The 20,280-nt window shown below is 64.3% G+C and carries 14 protein-coding genes and 3 rRNA genes; 14 read left to right on the top strand and 3 right to left on the bottom strand.

Features of this window, described 5'->3' with window-relative positions; genetic code table 11:
* Window positions 1–148 precede the first annotated feature (148 nt).
* Together tyrS and JSQ98_RS07205 are read left to right on the top strand one after the other, a co-directional pair.
* Window positions 149–1,465: a tyrosine--tRNA ligase gene (tyrS, locus tag JSQ98_RS07210; protein WP_346728737.1), complete on the top strand. Its 1,317-nt coding sequence runs from the start codon at window positions 149–151 to the stop codon at window positions 1,463–1,465.
* Window positions 1,466–1,472: 7 nt separating this feature from the next.
* Complete coding sequence (locus JSQ98_RS07205; RefSeq protein WP_211648998.1) at window positions 1,473–2,267, top strand: nitrilase-related carbon-nitrogen hydrolase; 795 nt, start codon at window positions 1,473–1,475, stop codon at window positions 2,265–2,267.
* Here JSQ98_RS07205 and JSQ98_RS07200 read toward each other — a convergent pair.
* Entirely contained in the window at window positions 2,155–3,204 is a 1,050-nt protein-coding gene (locus JSQ98_RS07200) for an Lrp/AsnC family transcriptional regulator (RefSeq protein WP_211648996.1), read from the bottom strand. The genes JSQ98_RS07205 and JSQ98_RS07200 overlap by 113 nt on opposite strands.
* 212 nt (window positions 3,205–3,416) lie before the next feature.
* On the opposite strand from JSQ98_RS07200, the gene JSQ98_RS07195 reads away from it, so the two are divergent.
* The 3 genes from JSQ98_RS07195 to JSQ98_RS07185 are packed head-to-tail and all read left to right on the top strand — an operon-like array spanning window position 3,417 to window position 6,213.
* Entirely contained in the window at window positions 3,417–3,587 is a 171-nt protein-coding gene (locus JSQ98_RS07195; protein WP_211648994.1) for a hypothetical protein, read from the top strand.
* Window positions 3,584–5,092 (top strand): purine-cytosine permease family protein, encoded by a 1,509-nt coding sequence (locus JSQ98_RS07190; RefSeq protein ID WP_211648992.1) that lies wholly within the window; start codon window positions 3,584–3,586, stop codon window positions 5,090–5,092. Before JSQ98_RS07195 ends, JSQ98_RS07190 begins: the two co-directional genes overlap by 4 nt.
* Window positions 5,093–5,094: 2 nt before the next feature.
* Window positions 5,095–6,213 (top strand): zinc-binding dehydrogenase, encoded by a 1,119-nt coding sequence (locus JSQ98_RS07185; RefSeq protein ID WP_211648990.1) that lies wholly within the window; start codon window positions 5,095–5,097, stop codon window positions 6,211–6,213.
* 219 nt (window positions 6,214–6,432) lie between these two features.
* Here the strand turns inward: JSQ98_RS07185 and JSQ98_RS07180 are convergent, their stop codons facing one another.
* Entirely contained in the window at window positions 6,433–7,014 is a 582-nt protein-coding gene (locus tag JSQ98_RS07180; RefSeq protein WP_090151495.1) for a helix-turn-helix domain-containing protein, read from the bottom strand.
* Window positions 7,015–7,128: 114 nt separating this feature from the next.
* On the opposite strand from JSQ98_RS07180, the gene speB reads away from it, so the two are divergent.
* The 7 genes from speB (at window position 7,129) to rrf (ending at window position 16,609) form a co-directional block, all read left to right on the top strand.
* Entirely contained in the window at window positions 7,129–8,076 is a 948-nt protein-coding gene (speB, locus tag JSQ98_RS07175; RefSeq protein WP_090151492.1) for an agmatinase, read from the top strand.
* A gap of 88 nt (window positions 8,077–8,164) precedes the next feature.
* A complete protein-coding gene (locus JSQ98_RS07170; RefSeq protein ID WP_200332570.1) occupies window positions 8,165–8,623 on the top strand; it encodes a nuclear transport factor 2 family protein in 459 nt (152 codons plus the stop codon).
* 2 nt (window positions 8,624–8,625) lie between these two features.
* Window positions 8,626–10,050 (top strand): purine-cytosine permease family protein, encoded by a 1,425-nt coding sequence (locus JSQ98_RS07165; protein ID WP_211648988.1) that lies wholly within the window; start codon window positions 8,626–8,628, stop codon window positions 10,048–10,050.
* Between the two features lies 1 nt (window position 10,051).
* Window positions 10,052–10,702: a cyclase family protein gene (locus JSQ98_RS07160; protein ID WP_211648986.1), complete on the top strand. Its 651-nt coding sequence runs from the start codon at window positions 10,052–10,054 to the stop codon at window positions 10,700–10,702.
* Window positions 10,703–11,233: 531 nt separating this feature from the next.
* Window positions 11,234–12,761: ribosomal RNA gene (locus JSQ98_RS07155) — 16S ribosomal RNA — on the top strand.
* A 490-nt stretch (window positions 12,762–13,251) separates the two neighbouring features.
* Window positions 13,252–16,360, top strand: a 23S ribosomal RNA gene (locus JSQ98_RS07150).
* A 132-nt stretch (window positions 16,361–16,492) separates the two neighbouring features.
* Window positions 16,493–16,609: ribosomal RNA gene (rrf, locus tag JSQ98_RS07145) — 5S ribosomal RNA — on the top strand.
* Together the 16S, 23S and 5S rRNA genes form the textbook arrangement of a ribosomal RNA operon.
* Before the next feature lie 5 nt (window positions 16,610–16,614).
* Here the strand turns inward: rrf and JSQ98_RS07140 are convergent.
* A complete protein-coding gene (locus tag JSQ98_RS07140; protein ID WP_211648985.1) occupies window positions 16,615–18,033 on the bottom strand; it encodes a hypothetical protein in 1,419 nt (472 codons plus the stop codon).
* Here JSQ98_RS07140 and JSQ98_RS07135 point away from each other — a divergent pair.
* Together JSQ98_RS07135 and JSQ98_RS07130 are read left to right on the top strand one after the other, a co-directional pair.
* Window positions 18,004–19,236, top strand: coding sequence for a tetratricopeptide repeat protein (locus JSQ98_RS07135; RefSeq protein ID WP_346728736.1), 1,233 nt, complete (start codon window positions 18,004–18,006; stop codon window positions 19,234–19,236). The two genes, JSQ98_RS07140 and JSQ98_RS07135, sit on opposite strands and share 30 nt — an antisense overlap.
* Window positions 19,236–20,276, top strand: coding sequence for an HAD-IIA family hydrolase (locus JSQ98_RS07130; protein ID WP_211648984.1), 1,041 nt, complete (start codon window positions 19,236–19,238; stop codon window positions 20,274–20,276). The genes JSQ98_RS07135 and JSQ98_RS07130 overlap by 1 nt, the downstream gene beginning before the upstream one ends.
* The last annotated feature ends 4 nt before the right edge of the window (window positions 20,277–20,280 follow it).

The following is a 20,280-nucleotide window of genomic DNA, read 5'->3' as shown; positions in this document are numbered from 1 at the left end:
TGAGCATGTTCAGCCCTCACGGACGTCGGATCTGTCACGGACGCGCGCTCCACGAAGGTCAGGTCGCGCGCTCCACGAAGGTCAGGTCGCGCGCTGCACGAAGGTCAGGACGCGCGCTCCATGAGGGTCAGGCGGTACGATGACAGGCGTGTCTGAACTGAACGATCGCACCGAAATACTGGCCGCCCAGCGCAACGACGACAGCTTCGCCACCCTGTGGGAAGAGCTGGAGTGGCGCGGGCTGATCCATGTGTCGACCGACGCGGAAGCGCTGTCGACGCTGCTCGAGGGCGAACCGTTCGCGTATTACTGCGGATTCGACCCGACGGCATCCAGCCTGCACCTCGGGCATCTCGTGCAGCTGCTGCTCATGCGCCGCCTGCAGCTGCGCGGGCACCGGCCGTTGGGTCTGGTCGGCGGGTCGACGGGGCTCATCGGCGATCCGCGCCCCACTGCGGAGCGGGTGCTCAATTCGCGTGAGACCGTCGCCGAGTGGGTCGACTCGCTCGGCCAGCAGGTCTCCCGATACCTGAGCTTCGAAGGCGAGAACGCCGCCAGGCTCGTCAACAACCTCGACTGGACCGCGCCGCTCTCCGCGATCGATTTCCTCCGCGAGATCGGCAAGCACTTCCGCGTCGGCACGATGATCAAGAAGGACATCGTCGCGAAGCGGCTGAACTCCGACGAGGGCATCAGCTACACCGAGTTCAGCTACCAGATCCTGCAGGGCCTCGACTTCCTCGAACTGTACCGGCAGTACGACTGCAGGCTGCAGTCGGGCGGCAGCGATCAGTGGGGCAACCTGACGAGCGGCACGGAGCTCATCCGCAAGGTCGAGGGCGCCTCGGCGCACGCCATCGGAACGCCGCTGATCACCAACGCCGACGGCACGAAGTTCGGCAAGAGCGAGGGCAACGCGATCTGGTTGAACCCGGAGATGTGCTCGCCCTACACCTTCTACCAGTTCTGGTTGAACCAGGCCGACGCCGACGTCGTCGATCGTCTCAAGGTCTTCACCTTCCTGTCGCGTGACGAGATCGAAGACTACGCACGCCAGGTCGAAACCGAGCCGTTCAAGCGCGCCGCTCAGAAGCGTCTCGCGCTCGAAGTGACGACGCTCGTGCACGGGGCTGCGGCGGTGCAGGGTGCGATCGACGCATCCGAGGCGCTGTTCGGCCGCGGAGACCTCTCCGCGCTCGACGAGCCCTCATTGCGCGGCGCCGTCTCCGAGCTGTCCCAGGCGACCGGATCGATCGGCACGCCGGTCGCGCAACTCCTCGTCGACACGGAACTCGTGAAGAGCCTCGGCGAGGCTCGACGCGCGATCTCGCAGGGCGGAGTGTACGTGAACAACGCTGCGGTGGAGTCCGAGGATCGCGTGCTCGAGAGCGACGATCTGCTGCACGGCGCGATCGCGGTCCTGCGCCGAGGCAAGAAGACGCTCGCCGGCGTCGTGGTGGGGTAGGGTTCCGATGCGCATCGCTCTGCTGCAGGCGTCCGCGACGCCCCTCGACCCCGAGGCCAACCTCGCCGCCATTCGCACGGCCGCGACCGACGCCCGGAGGGCCGGTGCCGAGCTGCTGCTCACACCTGAGCTCTTCGTGACGGGGTACGCGCCTGCCGAGCTCGCCGAATGGCTGAGTGCCGAACGCGTCGACGGCATCCCGAGCGCACTCGCTTCCATCGCGCGCGAGACCGGGGTCGCGATCGCCGCCGGGTTCCCGCTCGCCCGCGAGGACGGCACGTTCGCCATCGCCGCGGGTCTCTGGGACGCCGCCGGCGACGAAGTGCTGCGCTACGAGAAGGTGCACCTGTGGGGCGCCGACGAACGATTGGCCTTCACCCCGGCTGCCGATCCTCCCCGCATCGCCGACTGGAACGGGCGGCGCGTCGCCTTCCAGATCTGCTACGACATCGAGTTCCCCGAGCCCGCCCGTTTCGCGGCGGAGAACGGCGCCGATCTGCTCTTGGTGCCAACGGCGATCGACGGCGACTCGGCGTACGTGCCCGAGCTGCTCGTGCGCGCTCGCGCCGCCGAGAACCGCATCGTCGTCGCCTACGCCGATCACGCCGGAGGGATCTTCGCGGGCCTGAGCGTGGTCGCCGGATTCGAGGGCGCGGTGCTCGGAGCGTCCGGCGCCGATCCCGAACTGCTCATCGTTGATGTGCCGGATCCCGAGGCCTCCGACCCGGGTCGGCCGTCGGTGGGTGCTGGCGCGCTGTATCTGCAGGATCGTCGGCCAGAGGTGTACGCGGGCTGGCGCTGAGCCGATCGCCCTCGCCGTACTGCTCCTTCACGATCCTGAGGTTCGCCCACGTTTCGATGCGCTCGACCTCGGGGAGTGTGCGCAACCGGTCGGCCTGATCGAGGAGCTCCTCGTAGCTGTCGGCGGAGAGCGTCACGATGAGGTCGTAGTCTCCGATGGTGGTCGCGATGAACTCGGGGTCGAGGGAACGCACACTCGAGAGTGCGGCCGAGATCCTGCCCCGGATCTTCACACCGACCCCGATGGACGGGGTCTCCACGCGATCGACGGCCCCGGCTCCATCGGGCGACGCGAGCGCGCCGCGCACCGGAATGCCGACGACCTTCACCGCTCCGTCGCGCGTCAGACGCTCGAAGCGGAGACGCGCACCGCTGGGGGAGATGCCCGCCGCCTCTCCGAGCTCGCGGAACGAAGCGCGACCGTTGCGCTGCAGGTGACTCACGAGCGCACGGTCGGCCTCGTCGACGACGAACGACGTCCGTCCGGTGCGGAGCGGGGAGTACCGATTGACCTCGATGCTCTCGTACAGATGCGTGCGCACCTCCTGCACCCCGGGCAGCTCCCGCACCCGGTCGACGGTGGAGCGCAGGTGCGGGTCCGCGCCGACGCGCACTTCGACGTCGATCGAGTAGTGGCCGCTGATGTCGGCGACGAAGGTCGACTCTGGCATCGCCGCGAGGGCCGATCTGACCGGAGTGATGGGCCCGGAAACGGAGAGCTGCAGGTAGGCGAAGCGCTCGAGCCCCAGCAGATCGGGGCTGATCGACACGGTCAACCGCAGCTCGCCGCGCGTGATCGCGCTCTGCACGATCTGGGTCACCTGCCGGCGACTCACACCGAGCTCAGCTGCGATCCGCGAATAGCTCGCGCGTCCGTTCTCTCGCAGACCGCGGAGCACGCGCCGGCGCAGTTCAGCAGATTCGACCGGATGTTCCATCGCTGACTCCCTAGCCGCCTCGATCGGGCTGCGCAGATGCGCAGCCCAGAAGCGCCATTCTACGGGTCTCGCGCACATTCTGTCCGTTCTCTGGCCGTTTGCGCATCGGTGCGACCGGACGACGAACGAAATGCCACGAAGTCACCTAGGCTGGCTCCGTTCTCCGCGTGAGCGGAAGCGGGATCACACGGATACACAAGGAGGTCTGTCCCATGAACACGGATACTCGGCTCGCTGAAGAGCTCGAGCGTCGACTGACGCACATCGAAACGGTCGAGGCGGACGACCCGGTGCACGCCAGGCTCGGCGGCGGAAGCCTCGCGCTCTTCCTGAGCGTCGTCGGCGTCATCGCACTCGGCTCGTGGATCGCGGGTGTGCTGTGAGCGGCGCCGCAGACGAGCGTCCCAGCGCGACAACCTCCGAGCTCACCGAGACGCAGGCGCTGCGCGTCGAAGCGGCTGTCGCCGAGGAGGCGACCTTCGGATCGCTACCGCTGACGAAGAGCGAACGCACCTGGCGCGCCACCGACTTCAGCTGGGTGACGCTCAGCCTGGCCATCGCCACGTGGGCGTTTCTCACGGGCGGTTCGACGGTGCTGCTCGTCGGATTCGGCGACGGCATCGCGGCGATGCTCCTCGGCAATACGCTCGGACTCGCCATCATGGTGCTCGGCAGCGTACTGCTCAGCCAGCGTCTCGGCGTGGAGCAGTATCGCGCACTGAAGTCGGTCTTCGGCGCCGTCGGCGTCGCCATCGTCGTGTTCACGGTCGTACTCGTCACCGAGATGGGGTGGAGTTCGCTGCTCGGCATCATGTTCGGCCGCGCGTTCACCGAGATCTCGAACCAGGCGTTCGGCACGGAGTTCAACGTCGAAGGTCCCGTCGTCACGATCTTCGCGCTCGCGGCCATCCTGGGCGGCTGGTTCTTGCTCTCACGCGGCCCGGTCGCCATCAGCAAGCTCAACCGCTTCGTCGCACCCGGCCTCCTCATCATCGTGGCACTCATGATGGTGCTCCTCATGTCGCAGCACTCCTGGGCCGACCTGTTCGCGGCCGAGCCGTTGGCCCCGTTCGAAGACGAAACCCTGAACTTCGCGATGGCCGTTGAATTCAATCTCGGCGCGGGACTGTCGTGGTGGCCCGTGATGGGGACGCTCGCCCGACTGACGCGCGGCCCGAAGGCGGCGCTGTGGCCCGCGTACGGAGGGATCTTCATCGGGACAGTAGTCGCTCAGCTGGTCGGCATGGCCGCAGCGCTCATGCTCGGGGCCGCAGACCCGACCGCCTGGATGGTGCCGCTCGGCGGCCCCGTGCTCGGCATCCTCACGCTGCTGTTCGTCGGGTTCGCGAACGTCACCAGCATGGCGTCGATCGCGTATTCGACCGTCCTCGCGATCAAGCAGTCGAGCGGACGGGCGCTCTCCCGACTCCGATGGCCGGCGCTGTGCGCCGTCTTCCTGTTCTTCCCGGCGGTGCTCGCACTGTTCCCGAGCTTCATGTACGGGCAGTTCATGACGTTCGTCGTGATATCGGGAGCGTTCATCGCCGCGATCTGCGGGGTGATCATCGCCGACTACCTGATCCTCCGCCGTCAGAACGTTCCCGTGCGGGCGCTCTACGCGACCGGGGTCGAAGATCCGCTGCGCTTCACCGGCGGTGTGAACCTCGCCGCGATGATCGCAGTCGCGACCGCTTCGATCTTCTACCTCTGGGTGTACAACCCCATCACCCTCGAGACGCTGCCGATCTTCCGATACGCGACGGCGACCGTGCCGACCATCGGCATCGCGATCGCGGTCTACCTCCTCCTCAACTGGCTGCTCTACGTGCGCCGCGGCCGCGGCGCGTACGGCCAGACCGATCCGTTCGCGGCCGCCGGAAGGAAGTAACGATGACTGAGCTGAAGCAGGTGCGCGCCGCCGTCTACCGCGGCACCGAGGGTGACCGGCTGTCGGTCGAGACGATGACCCTGGCGGGTCCCGAGCACGGCGAGGTGCGCGTCACGGTGCGCGCGGCCGGCGTCTGCGGATCCGATCGGCACGTGCTCGACGGCGAATGGCAGGTGCCGCTGCCGGCAGTCATGGGGCACGAGGCCGCCGGAGTCGTGGAAGCCGTGGGCGCCGGAGTGCGCGGGCTCGAGATCGGAGACCACGTGGTCATCGCGTGGCACCAGGCCTGCCAGCGGTGCGGGGAATGCGCGGGGGGCAAGCCCTGGGCGTGCACGCGGGCCAAATCGAACGACTCGCTGCTGCCCGACGGCACGACCCGGTGGAGCGACGGATCCGACGGCGCCGCGGCCTACCCGTACCTGGCGACCGGTGCCATGGCCGAGGCGATCGTCGTGCCGGAGTTCGCGGCGATCAAGATCGACGAGCGCGTGCCGTTCGACGTGGCCAGCCTGATCGGATGCTCGGTCGGCACCGGCTACGGCGCTGTGGCCAACAACGCCCGCGTGGTCGCGGGTGAGTCCGCGGTGGTCGTGGGCGCCGGCGGCGTGGGGCTGTCCATCATCTCGGCGCTGCGTCTCGCGGGAGCCAACCCGATCGTGGCGGTCGACGTGTCGGAGGCAAAGCTCGCCGAGGCCACGCGAGCCGGGGCGACACGCACCGTGCTGAGCGGCGACGATCTCGCAGAGCAGGTGCGCGAAGCCACGGGTGGCGGGGCCGACGTGGCCTTCGAGGCGATCGGCCGCGTGCAGACGATGCAGCAACTGCCGGAACTGATCCGGCCCGGCGGCCGCGCCGTATTCGTCGGCCTGCCGCCGGAAGGGCAGAGCGTCGAGATCGACGGTCTGCTGCTCGCGTATGAGGGGAAGACGATCATCGGCTCGAACTACGGCGGACTCGTTCCCGCGCGCGACTTCCCGCGCGTGGCCGGAGCCTACCTCTCCGGTGCGCTGCCGATCGACGACCTCATCAGCGCGCGCGTCGGACTCGACGAGGTCAACGAAGCCTTCGACGCCATGCGGCGCGGGGAGCGCACGCGCAGCGTGATCCTCTTCGGGGAGTAGCCGGGCCGGGCGACTCGCCGCCGCGACTGCTCGCTTCGCCCCTGCTCGCTGCGACTGCTCGACTGCTCGCTGCGACTGCTCGACTGCTCGAAAGCGCGATTCGGCACCGTTCCCCACTTGGGAAGGTGCTGAATCGCGCTTTCGGCGCGGGGGCGCGGGCCGCGGGAGCGCGGGGCGCGGGGCAGCCGCCGAGGATCCGCCGGAACTCGCCCGAACGGATCAGGCGGAGCCGCTCCAGGCGGCCGGCACGAGTACCCATACGGCTTCGGCGCCAGCGGATCCGGCGCTCCAGGTGTGCGGCGCGCGACCGGGAAAGGTCAGCGTGTCCCCGGCCTGCAGCGCGACCTGGCGATCGGCGAACGTGATCTCGAGGTCGCCAGAGATGACGTGCAGCGACTCGAGGCTGCAGTTGACGGTGTAGAGCTGGTCGCCCCCGCTCGCCTCGGGCGCGAGGGTGGATCGCAGCACCTGGACGCGGTCCTCCGAGCGCGGCGTGACGAGGCGCTCGTCGGCACCGGTGCCGCCCATGTTGATGGCGGGTGCGGTGTCGAGCGGAATGAGCTGCAGCTCGGGCTCTTCGAAGAGGTTGCCGATCGGCATCGAGAGCGCTTGGCAGAGCTGCACGAGGGTTGGCACACTCGGCATGGTGTCGTCGCGCTCGACGCGGCTGATGAACCCCTTGGTGAGGCCGGTGGCCCGCGCGAGCTGTTCGAGGGTGAGGCCCTGGGCGAGACGGGACGATCGGAGCTTGGCGCCGATGCGAATCGCCTCGACCGCTGCGGTCGGGTGGATCGGTCGCATGCGGTGCCGCCTTCCCGTTGACCTCTCTGCGAACTCCAGCCTATAGTGAATGCGAGTTCACCCATAGAACTCACTTGTTTACTTATACGCAACTTTGGAAGGACGAGTCGCATCGTGACCTCTCACACGCCTCAGGGCCCCGTCGACGCGAGCCAGACCCCCCGGTACGCAGGCATCGCCACGTTCGCGAAGCTGCCCCGCATCGAAGACGTTCCGTCCGCCGACATCGCCGTCGTGGGCGTGCCCTTCGACTCGGGCGTGAGCTTCCGCCCGGGCGCGCGTTTCGGCCCGTCGCACGTGCGCGAAGCGTCGCGCCTGCTCCGTCCGTACAACCCTGCGCAAGACGTCTCGCCGTTCAACGTCAAGCAGGTGGTCGACGCCGGTGACATCGTGGCGAACCCGTTCAGCCTTGATGAGGCCGTGCGTCAGGTCGAAGAGGCGGCGACCGAGCTCGGCGAGCGCGTGGACAAGATCGTCACCATCGGCGGCGACCACACCATCGCACTGCCCCTGCTGCGCGCGATCAACAAGAAGCACGGCCCCGTCGCCGTGCTGCACTTCGATGCGCATCTCGACACCTGGGATACCTATTTCGGCGCTCCCACCACGCACGGCACCCCCTTCCGCCGGGCGTCCGAGGAGGGTCTCATCGACCTCACCGCCTCCATGCACGGCGGCACCCGCGGGCCGCTCTACGGCAAGAGCGACCTCGAAGACGACGTGAAGCTCGGCTTCCAGATCGTCACCAGCGAGTTCGTCGAAGAGCACGGCATTCCCGCGACGCTCGAGAAGATTCGCGAGCGCGTCGGCGACAAGCCGCTCTACATCTCCATCGACATCGACGTGCTGGATCCGGCTCACGCCCCGGGCACCGGCACGCCCGAGGCCGGCGGACTCACCAGCCGCGAGATGCTCCGTCTCATCCGCGGGCTCGCCGACCTCCACATCGTCGGCGCCGACGTCGTCGAGGTCGCCCCGGCGTACGACCACGCGCAGATCACCGCGGTGGCCGCGAGCCACGTCGTCTACGAACTCGTGAGCGCCATGGCAGCGCGCGGCTGATCCCACATCCGCTCCCCAGCAGGCGGGGCGGGTCGCCGTGACGCGCCCCGCCTGCTCCACCCAGTCAGTCACGCCAATGGAGGCACCCATGCACACCCCGGACCAGGCAGCGGTCATCGCCGCGGCCGACGCCATCATCGAGGCGTTCGCCGCGACCGATACTGAGGCGTACTTCGCCGGCTTCGCGGCCGACGCGAGCTTCATCTTCCATCCCGAGGCCGCGCGGCTCGACTCGCGTGCCGAGTACGAAGCGCTCTGGGGCGGCTGGGTCGCCTCCGGGTGGCGCGTCACCTCGTGCACCTCCACCGACCGGCTGGTGCAGACGTTCCCCGGCGGTGCCGTGTTCAGCCACACCGTCGCGACCAGCATCGACTCCGATGAGGGCCCCGATTCGTACGTCGAGCGCGAGAGCATCATCTTCCGCGCCGACGGCGCTCAGCCCGACGGGCTCATCGCGATCCACGAACATCTCTCCACGGTGCCGTCTGCCATCGCAGCGGGAACGCCCGAGTCCGCTGCAGCCGCCGCGATCGATACGGCGCTCTGATCATGACCAGTCCCGAGACCATGGCCGTCACCCTCGACGGCCAGCATGAGTCCGCCGGCCCGGTGCGCGGCACCCAGTCCTTGCTGCACATCGGCATGATCTGGCTGGCCGCGAACCTCGTGGTCACCACCCTCCTGACCGGTACGCTCTTCACGCCATCCGTGTCGTTCGGCACCGCGAGCGCCATGATCGTGGTCGGCACGCTCATCGGCGTCGTCGTGCTCGTGCTCATCGGCAACATGGGGACCCGCACCGGGCTTCCGACGATGGCCCTGACACGCGGATCCTTCGGCATTCGCGGGAGCATCCTCCCCGCGGTCGCGAATCTCATCATCCTGATGGGCTGGAGCTGGGTGCAGGCGATGCTCGCCGGTGTGACGGTGAACTACCTCGTGCACGAGGCGACCGGCTTCTCGAACCCGATGCTCTTCTCCGCACTCTGCCAGGCGATCGTCGTCGTGCTGGCGATCTTCGGGCATACGGGCATTTCGCGCGTCGAGCCCTGGCTCGCCCTCGCGATCCTCATCGTGATGGGCTTCGTATTCACTGCAGCTTTCAGCGCTTTCAGCCTGGGCGAATTCGCGGCGCTGCCCGTGGACGCGTCTCTCGGCGGCACTCCGTTCATCACGCTCGACATGGTCATCGCGACGGCGATCTCCTGGACCGTGCTCTCGGCCGACATGAATCGGCATGCGAAGAGCAGCACCGCGGGCATCGTCGGCTCGGGGATCGGATACACGCTGTCGACGACCATTGCCATGTTCCTGGGGCTCGTCGCCTTCAGCACCGTGCTCCTGCGCGGCGACGAAGCGACGCCGTTCGACCCGTCGGTGATCGTCGCGGAATTCGGTTGGCCGCTCGGCATCGCCATCTTCCTCTCCGTCATGGCCACCAATACGATGGTGGTCTTCGGAATGGTGACCTCGGTGGTGAACGCGCAGTCCAGATGGCACCTCCGCTTCCTCCCGACGGCCATCGTGCTCGGCATCATCTCGATCGTCGGCTCGACATTTCTCGGCCTGCTGAACCAGTTCACCGACTTCCTCTTCATCATCAGCGCCTTCTTCGTGCCGGTATTCGCGATCATGATCGCGGACTACTACCTGTTGAAGCGGCGGGGCTACTCCCGCCAGATCCTGCATGAGCGCCCCGAGAGCCGCTACTGGTACCGCGGCGGCGTCAATTGGATCGCTGTGATCGTGTGGGTGATCGGAGCCGCGCTCTCCTACGTGCTGGCGTACGTCGCCCCAAGCCCCATCGGCGCGAACATTCCCGCATTCGTCATCAGCTTCGGCCTCTATCTCGGACTGATGCTCGGGATCGGCCGTCGCGCCGGCCTCGGCCTCATCGATCCGCGCGACTCCCAGCCGACCGGGCACCTGCTCGACGGCGCCGACGAGACCGCAGCGCTCCGGCTCGGAGACTGACATGGCCGTCGTCGACCTGAGCCACCCGGTCAGCACCGGCATGCCCGTGTACCCCGGTGACCCCGAGGTGAGGATCGCGCCGGCGCTCACGGTCGGCGCTGACGGGGTGGCGGTGGCGCGACTCGACATGGGGTCGCACACCGGCACGCATCTCGATGCACCGGCGCACTCCGTCGTGGGCGGGCGCACGGTCGACGAGATCCCGCTCGAACTGGTGACGGGCCCCGCGCGGGTGCTGCGTGTGGGCCCGTCGCCGGCAGCCGCGGGGGAGTCGATCACGGCGGATCGCCTCGCCGATCCGGTTCCGGATCACGTGCCGCCGATCGTGTGCATCGCCACCGGGTGGGACGTGCACTTCGGGGGAGAGGCAGCGGGCGCCCACCCGTCGGTGTCGCTGGATCTCGCGCGGACGCTCTGGGCGCGCGGCGCGCGCGTGCTCGGCGTCGACTGCTTCAGCCCCGATCCGACTGACGCAGCGTCGCCCGAGGCCGGTATGCCGGTGCACGAGTTCTGGCTGGGGAATGACGGCGTCATCGTCGAGAACCTCGCGCGTCTGACGTCGCTGCCCGAGGTCGTCGAGATGTCGCTCATCCCGCTGCGGATCGCCGCGGGCGACGGTTCTCCCATCCGCGCCCTCGCCATCGTGGAGTGAGAACGCGCGAGCCGGGCGACCGGCCGGCCGCGACGCGCCCGGAAAACGGGCATTCCGACGGGTTTGGCGAGCTTTTGCCCCATTCCAGCCCGGTGTCGGTTGGGGTGTCGGTGGGGTGTCGTGTGGGTGAATTGGCGGATTCATGCGGGGACACGCCCGGGATGCTGCGTGGTGTTGCTGGTCGGGGGTCGGGGGCCGTAATGTATTCCCTTGTCAGCGCGACGCAGCCGGACTGAAACGGTCCGGCTCATTTACATGCGTTTCTCGCCACGTTCTTGTGGTAAGTTAGACAGGTTGCTGTTCGGAGCTTCCCTTGGTTGGGTGTGACGGGTGGTGTCTGGTCTTTGAGAACTCAATAGTGTGCACTTAAATTGTCATATGCCAATTTAATTTATAATCCCCGACATCCAGGTTTCTGGGTGTGGGAGATTCCTTTTTTGGATAACAAGAATCGTCAGTATTGATGGTTCTGTTGCCAGATTGAACTCGTTGCATGTTCCGGTTTTTCCCCGGGGCGTGTGGCAATCGTTTTTTACGGAGAGTTTGATCCTGGCTCAGGACGAACGCTGGCGGCGTGCTTAACACATGCAAGTCGAACGCTGAAGCTCCCAGCTTGCTGGGGGTGGATGAGTGGCGAACGGGTGAGTAACACGTGAGTAACCTGCCCCGAACTCTGGGATAAGCGCTGGAAACGGCGTCTAATACTGGATATGTCCTATCACCGCATGGTGTGTAGGTGGAAAGAATTTTGGTTCGGGATGGACTCGCGGCCTATCAGCTAGATGGTGAGGTAATGGCTCACCATGGCGACGACGGGTAGCCGGCCTGAGAGGGTGACCGGCCACACTGGGACTGAGACACGGCCCAGACTCCTACGGGAGGCAGCAGTGGGGAATATTGCACAATGGGCGCAAGCCTGATGCAGCAACGCCGCGTGAGGGATGACGGCCTTCGGGTTGTAAACCTCTTTTAGTAGGGAAGAAGCGAAAGTGACGGTACCTGCAGAAAAAGCACCGGCTAACTACGTGCCAGCAGCCGCGGTAATACGTAGGGTGCAAGCGTTGTCCGGAATTATTGGGCGTAAAGAGCTCGTAGGCGGCTTGTCGCGTCTGCTGTGAAAACCAGAGGCTCAACCTCTGGCCTGCAGTGGGTACGGGCAAGCTAGAGTGCGGTAGGGGAGATTGGAATTCCTGGTGTAGCGGTGGAATGCGCAGATATCAGGAGGAACACCGATGGCGAAGGCAGATCTCTGGGCCGTAACTGACGCTGAGGAGCGAAAGCATGGGGAGCGAACAGGATTAGATACCCTGGTAGTCCATGCCGTAAACGTTGGGAACTAGATGTAGGGCCTGTTCCACGGGTTCTGTGTCGTAGCTAACGCATTAAGTTCCCCGCCTGGGGAGTACGGCCGCAAGGCTAAAACTCAAAGGAATTGACGGGGGCCCGCACAAGCGGCGGAGCATGCGGATTAATTCGATGCAACGCGAAGAACCTTACCAAGGCTTGACATATACGAGAACACTGTAGAGATACAGGACTCTTTGGACACTCGTAAACAGGTGGTGCATGGTTGTCGTCAGCTCGTGTCGTGAGATGTTCGGTTAAGTCCGGCAACGAGCGCAACCCTCGTCCTATGTTGCCAGCACGTAATGGTGGGAACTCATGGGATACTGCCGTGGTCAACACGGAGGAAGGTGGGGATGACGTCAAATCATCATGCCCCTTATGTCTTGGGCTTCACGCATGCTACAATGGCCGATACAAAGGGCTGCGATACCGCGAGGTGGAGCGAATCCCAAAAAGTCGGTCTCAGTTCGGATTGGGGTCTGCAACTCGACCCCATGAAGTCGGAGTCGCTAGTAATCGCAGATCAGCAACGCTGCGGTGAATACGTTCCCGGGCCTTGTACACACCGCCCGTCAAGTCATGAAAGTCGGTAACACCCGAAGCCGGTGGCCTAACCCCTTGTGGGAGGGAGCTGTCGAAGGTGGGACTGGTGATTAGGACTAAGTCGTAACAAGGTAGCCGTACCGGAAGGTGCGGCTGGATCACCTCCTTTCTAAGGAGCACTCGACACCTTTCGGGGTGTCGCAGAATGGCTCGATCAGTGGCATACGTTCACTGCGAGCCGCTCATGGGTGGAACATATGACAAGCAAGCTTGCTGGCTCGCCTGTGTGAGTACGTCATGTCCGTTTCGGCGGGGGTGATTGGAAATCCTGGGTGGGTGTGGTGAGTGGGCAGAAAGTGCATACTATTGGGTCCTGGGAGACCAGCCGGTCGCATCCTTTTAGGGGTGTGGGTGACTGATTCCTTGACCTGCTGTCACGAGACGTGTTGCTCGTGGGGGTGGGATCGACCGTACGTTGAGAACTACACAGTGGACGCGAGCATCTTGCAGTGTCATATCTTTCCGTGTCTGGATCGCCTTTGGGTGTGATGGGTGTGGGCGGGTGTGGTGCTGCTGATACTAATTAATTTCATTGGTCACACACCTGGCGGATCCCTTTGGGGGTTTGGGTGGGTGTGTGTTTCTGAATACTTATGTGATTTCAAGTTTCTAAGAGCAAACGGTGGATGCCTTGGCATCTGGAGCCGAAGAAGGACGTAGTAATCTGCGATAAGCCTCGGGGAGCCGATAAACGGGCTATGATTCGAGGATTTCCGAATGGGGAAACCCCGCCAGGGCGCGTGCGTACCTGGTGACTCCCGCCTGAATATATAGGGCGGGTAGAGGGAACGTGGGGAAGTGAAACATCTCAGTACCCACAGGAAGAGAAAACAACAGTGATTCCGGGAGTAGTGGCGAGCGAAACCGGATGAGGCTAAACCGGTCATGTGTGATACCTAGCAGGGGTTGCATGGTCGGGGTTGCGGGACGTGCCGTGAAGGGCTGCTGACCTTCGAACGTGAGAGTGAAGCTATAGGAGAACGCCTTGGAATGGGCGACCGGAGTGGGTGAGAGTCCCGTATCCGAAATGGTTTTACCGCGTGGTGTGTATCCCAAGTAGCACGGGGCCCGAGAAATCCCGTGTGAATCTGTCAGGACCACCTGATAAGCCTAAATACTTCCAGATGACCGATAGCGGACTAGTACCGTGAGGGAAAGGTGAAAAGTACCCCGGGAGGGGAGTGAAATAGTACCTGAAACCGTTTGCTTACAATCCGTCGGAGCAGGCTTTGTATCTGTGACGGCGTGCCTTTTGAAGAATGAGCCTGCGAGTTAGCGATATGTGGCGAGGTTAACCCGTGAGGGGCAGCCGTAGCGAAAGCGAGTCTGAATAGGGCGATTCAGTCGCATGTCCTAGACCCGAAGCGAAGTGATCTATCCATGGCCAGGTTGAAGCGACGGTAAGACGTCGTGGAGGACCGAACCCACTTAGGTTGAAAACTGAGGGGATGAGCTGTGGATAGGGGTGAAAGGCCAATCAAACTTCGTGATAGCTGGTTCTCTCCGAAATGCATTTAGGTGCAGCGTTGCGTGTTTCTTGCCGGAGGTAGAGCTACTGGATGGCCGATGGGCCCTACAAGGTTACTGACGTCAGCTAAACTCCGAATGCCGGTAAGTGAGAGCGCAGCAGTGAGACTGTGGGGGATAAGCTTCATAGTCGAGAGGGAAACAACCCAGATCACCAACTAAGGTCCCAAAGCGCGTGCTAAGTGGAAAAGGATGTGGAGTTGCTGTGACAACCAGGAGGTTGGCTTAGAAGCAGCCACCCTTGAAAGAGTGCGTAATAGCTCACTGGTCAAGTGATTCCGCGCCGACAATGTAACGGGGCTCAAGCACGCCACCGAAGTTGTGGCATTCATATTTATAGGTAGGCCTTCGTGGTCCAGCCGTATGGATGGGTAGGAGAGCGTCGTGTGGCGAGTGAAGCGGCGGTGTGAACCAGTCGTGGATGCCACACGAGTGAGAATGCAGGCATGAGTAGCGAAAGACGGGTGAGAAACCCGTCCTCCGGAAGACCAAGGGTTCCAGGGTCAAGCTAATCTTCCCTGGGTAAGTCGGGACCTAAGGCGAGGCCGACAGGCGTAGTCGATGGACAACGGGTTGATATTCCCGTACCGGCGGTAAACCGTCAAAGACCTAACCAGTAGTGCTCAGCTATCCAAAGCCTGTTACGGATCCTTCGGGTGATGTGCGGGTGGAGGTTGCGAACCCGATACTGGGGTGGTGAGCGTGAGGTGTGACGCAGGAAGGTAGCCTGTGCCGGGCGATGGTTGTCCCGGTGTAAATGTGTAGCCCGTCGATTATGAAGAGTTTTCGGCTTTGGGTGAGACATGATGCGGACCCGTATGGGGAAGCAGGTGATCCTATGCTGCCAAGAAAAGCATCGACGTGAGGTTTGCTGTTGCCCGTACCCCAAACCGACTCAGGTGGTCAGGTAGAGAATACTCAGGAGATCGAGATAATCATGGTGAAGGAACTCGGCAAAATGCCCCCGTAACTTCGGGAGAAGGGGGGCCATCCACTTATACCAACTTGCTTGGGAAAGGGTGTGGTGGCCGCAGAGACCAGTGGGAAGCGACTGTTTACTAAAAACACAGGTCCGTGCTAACACGCAAGTGGATGTATACGGACTGACGCCTGCCCGGTGCTGGAAGGTTAAGAGGAGAGGTTAGACCTTTGGGTCGAAGCTTTGAATTTAAGCCCCAGTAAACGGCGGTGGTAACTATAACCATCCTAAGGTAGCGAAATTCCTTGTCGGGTAAGTTCCGACCTGCACGAATGGCGTAACGACTTCCCAGCTGTCTCCACCGTGAACTCGGCGAAATTGCAGTACGAGTAAAGATGCTCGTTACGCGCAGAAGGACGGAAAGACCCCGTGACCTTTACTACAGCTTGGTATTGGTGTTCGGTGTGGCTTGTGTAGGATAGGTGGGAGACTGTGAAGCTCAGACGCTAGTTTGGGTGGAGTCGTTGTTGAAATACCACTCTGGTCATATTGGATATCTAACTACGGACCCTGATCGGGTTCTGGGACAGTGCCTGGTGGGTAGTTTAACTGGGGCGGTTGCCTCCCAAAAAGTAACGGAGGCGCCCAAAGGTTCCCTCAACCTGGTTGGCAATCAGGTGGCGAGTGTAAGTGCACAAGGGAGCTTGACTGTGAGACTGACAGGTCGAGCAGGGACGAAAGTCGGGACTAGTGATCCGGCAGTGGCTTGTGGAAGCGCTGTCGCTCAACGGATAAAAGGTACCTCGGGGATAACAGGCTGATCTTGCCCAAGAGTCCATATCGACGGCATGGTTTGGCACCTCGATGTCGGCTCGTCGCATCCTGGGGCTGGAGTTGGTCCCAAGGGTTGGGCTGTTCGCCCATTAAAGCGGTACGCGAGCTGGGTTTAGAACGTCGTGAGACAGTTCGGTCCCTATCCTCTGCGCGCGTTGGAGATTTGAGAGGATCTGACCCTAGTACGAGAGGACCGGGTTGGACGGACCTCTGGTGTGCCAGTTGTTCTGCCAAGGGCATGGCTGGTTGGCTACGTTCGGGATGGATAACCGCTGAAAGCATCTAAGCGGGAAGCCGGCCTCGAGATGAGATCTCCGTCACCCTTGTGGTGGTGAGGCTCCCAGTAGATTACTGGGTTGATAGGCCAGATGTGGAAGCACTGTAAGGTGTGGAGCTGACTGGTACTAATAAGCCGATGACTTGATTTCTTCCTCCCCTTGAGTGTGGGAGGGCATGAGTATCTTCAGTAACGATTGTTTCGCGTCCACTTTGTGGTTCTAGACGTACGGCCACACACGTCCACCTGTTTGGGGTGGGGTGTGGTCATATGTGAATAGAGTTACGGCGGCCATAGCGTCAGGGAAACGCCCGGTCACATTCCGAACCCGGAAGCTAAGACTGATTGCGCCGATGGTACTGCAAGGGGGACCTTGTGGGAGAGTAGGACACCGCCGGACACCTTTTACAGAAAGGGTCGTACAGTGTAAGCCAGAGACGGCACACACTGTACGACCCTTTCGCTTTTTATAGACATCTCAACAGCGCTGATTCTCGGAGGCACCTTATGAATGAACGACCCGATCGGAACGACTCCTCGGATCGCGGCCCCCGTAATCAGCGTGGTGAAGGTCGCCGTGATTCCGGTGATCGCCGCCCGCAGCGCGACGGCGATCGTCAGCGCCCGCAGTACGGGAACCGTGACGATCGGGGTTCGCAGCGCCCGCAGCGTGATGGCGATCGGCAGCGGCCTCAATACGGCAATCGTGATGATCGTGCTCCTCGCCGCGATTTCGGTGATCGGGACGATCGCCGCCCGCAGCGCGATGGGGATCGTCAGCGTCCGCAGTACGGGAACCGCGATGATCGTGGTTCGCAGCGGCCGCAGTACGGGAACCGCGATGACCGTGGTTCGCAGCGGCCCCAGCGTGATGGGGATCGTCAGCGCCCGCAGTACGGCAATCGTGATGATCGTACTCCTCGCCGCGATTTCGGTGATCGGGACGATCGCCGCCCGCAGCGCGACGGCGATCGTCAGCGTCCGCAGTACGGCAACCGCGATGACCGTGGTTCGCAGCGTCCGCAGTACGGGAACCGCGATGATCGTGGTTCGCAGCGTCCGCAGCGTGATGGCGATCGGCAGCGTCCGCAGTACGGCAATCGTGACGACCGTGCGCCCCGCCGCGATTTCGGTGACCGGGACGATCGCCGCCCGCAGCGTGATGGGGATCGGCAGCGTCCGCAGTTCGGGAACCGCGATGATCGCGGTTCGCAGCGGCCGCAGCGTGATGGCGATCGGCAGCGTCCGCAGTACGGCAATCGTGACGACCGTGCGCCCCGTCGCGATTTCGGTGATCGGGACGATCGCCGCCCGCAGCGCGATGGGGATCGTCAGCGTCCGCAGTACGGGAACCGTGACGATCGTGGTTCGCAGCGGCCGCAGTACGGCAACCGCGATGATCGGGCACCCCGCCGCGACGATCGGGGGGATCGTGCTCCTCGCCGTGACTTCGGGAATCGGGACGACCGTCGCCCGCAGCGCGATGATCGGGGGGATCGCGCACCGCGCCGCGAGTTCGGTGACCGCGACGACCGTGCGCCCCGCCGTGACTTCGGTGATCGCAACGACCGCGGGGACCGCGGAGATCGTCGTCCGCAGCGCGATGACCGCGCTCCGCGGCGCGATTTCGGAGAACGTGATGCACGCCGCCCTCAGCGGGACGACCGGAGCGATCGCGCTCCGCGGCGCGATTTCGGCGGACGCGATGAGCGTGCGCAGCGCGATGAGGCCCCCGGGTACGGACGCGGCGGAACCCGAGGCGCCGGCCGCAGTGACCGCGGCGGTCGCGAGCGTGTGTTCACCGAGGCCGAGCGCCTGCAGCATGAACTCCGGCCGGTCCGGTCCGATCACCGGGACCCGGTGCTTCCCGACGAGGTCGAGCCGAAGGACTTGCACCCGTCGGCGCGCAATGAGCTGAAGACGCTGCAGGCGGACGTGCAGGAGCGTGTGGCCCGTCACCTCGCCATGGTGGCCTTCCTCATCGACGATGACGCGGAGCTCGCGCACCAGCACGCTCTCTCGGCGAACCGCCGAGCCGGCCGCATCCCCGTAGCTCGCGAAACCTTGGCGATCACGGCCTACCGAACGGGCGACTATGCGCTCGCACTGCGGGAGCTGCGAACGTATCGGCGGTTGAGCGGCCTGGATGGCCACGTCGCACTGATGGTCGATTGCGAGCGTGGCTTGGGACGCCCCGATAAGGCGATCGAAACCGGACTCGAAGCGGATACCTCGCGCCTGGACACCGAGCAGCGGGTGCACCTCGCGATCGCGATGTCGGGTGCTCGCCTGGACCTCGGGCAGACGCAGCAGGCGCTGTTCGAGCTCGAGATTCCTGAGCTGAACCCGGCGAAGGCGTTCTCGTGGAGCCCCGATCTCTTCGCCGCATACTCCGCGGTGCTCGAGGATCTCGGTCGTTCTGCTGAGGCCGCGAAATGGTTGGAGCGAGCGGAGCAGGCAGCACGAGCGCTGCAGGCGCACCATGGATCGCTCGACGAGCTCGAGGTCTTCGAGGTCTATGAGGATGCCATCGAAGAGGAGCGTGACGCCGAGCTCGAGAACGAGGCGGCCGAAGAAGTGATTGGCGAGTTCTCAGGCGTGGACGAGGCAGCCGACGAGTCCGACCCTTCGGACGATGCGGATCGCTCCGATGAGACCGATGCCGATATCGAGGCGGATCGCGAGATCGTGGAGTCGGTCGAAGAGGAGCCGGCCGAAGAGGAGCCGGCCGAAGAGGAGCCGGCCGAAGAAGAGCCGGCCGAAGAAGAGCCGGCCGAAGAGGAGCCGGCTGGTCAGATCGGAGACGAGCGGACCGAATCTGAAGCGCCCGAGGCGGCGTTGCCCGAGGCGGAGATGTCGATCGAGGACGAGGTGGACGAGTTGCTCGCTGCCGCGGGGATCACCGGCCTCGATTCTGGCGCCGGCACGGCGTCCGAGCCCGACGACGGTTCGGAGTCGCCCGCCGAGTCGGACGACCCGACCGACGTCGGCGACGAAGCCGAAGAGCGGACGGAGCAGCGCGACTGATGGGGCTGTTCGGGAAACGTGCCACTGCGCTCGGCGCAGCCCCGATCGAGGGCCGCGAGCTGTTGCTCGCGGATCTCGACGGGGTGATCTACCGCGGGCCCGAGGCGATCCCGCACGCGGTCGAGCAGCTCAATCGGGCTGCGCGCGCCGTACGCATCGGATACGTGACGAACAATGCCTCCCGCACCGATGCGTCGGTGGCGGAGCACCTCCGCGAGCTGGGACTCGACACCGAAGCCGCAGAGATCGTCACGTCCCCGCAAGCGGCCGTCTCGTTGCTCCGACAGACGGTCGCCACCGGTTCCCGCGTGCTGGTCGTCGGCGGCGACGGGCTGGTCGACGAGCTCGGGAAAGCGGGCTTCGAGGTGACTCGCAGCGCCGAGGACGATCCCGCTGCCGTCGTGCAGGGCTTCGCGCCCGATGTCGGATGGGCGCACCTCGCGGAGGCCGCATTCGCGCTCGCGGAGGAGCCGGGGCGAGATCCGCTCCCGTGGATCGCGACGAACACCGACTGGACGATCCCGGTGGCACGCGGTCTGGCTCCGGGCAATGGAACACTCGTTTCAGCGGTGCATACGGCGGTGCAGCGGCTCCCGGTGTTCGCGGGGAAGCCCGAGACACCGATCTTCGAGGCCGCGTTCGCGCGCTTCGGCACACGCAATGCGCTGATGATCGGCGACCGACTCGACACCGATATCAAAGGCGCGCTCGCTGCGGGGATCCCCTCACTGCACGTGCTGACCGGTGTCGATCGACCGAAGCAGCTCGTCGCGGCGTCTCAAGACATGCGTCCGGACTACATCGTGGCGACGCTCGCCGAACTCCACGAGCCGTACCCGACGACGGAACGCCTGAAAGACGGCACCGTCCAGGTGGGCACGGCGAAGGTGCGCATGGACGGCCACATCGCGTCGGTCGTCGCCGAAGGCGATTCGGCGATCAACCTGCTGCGGGCGGGATGCGCGGCCATCTGGGCCTCGGGTCTCGCCATCTACGGGCTGAAGGTGCCGGAGATTCTGTACGAGGATCACTGGCGCTGAGCCC

Source organism: Leucobacter manosquensis (genome assembly GCF_018304845.1).
Classification (GTDB): Bacteria; Actinomycetota; Actinomycetes; order Actinomycetales; family Microbacteriaceae; genus Leucobacter; species Leucobacter alluvii.
This window is presented reverse-complemented; position numbering and strand designations above follow the sequence as displayed.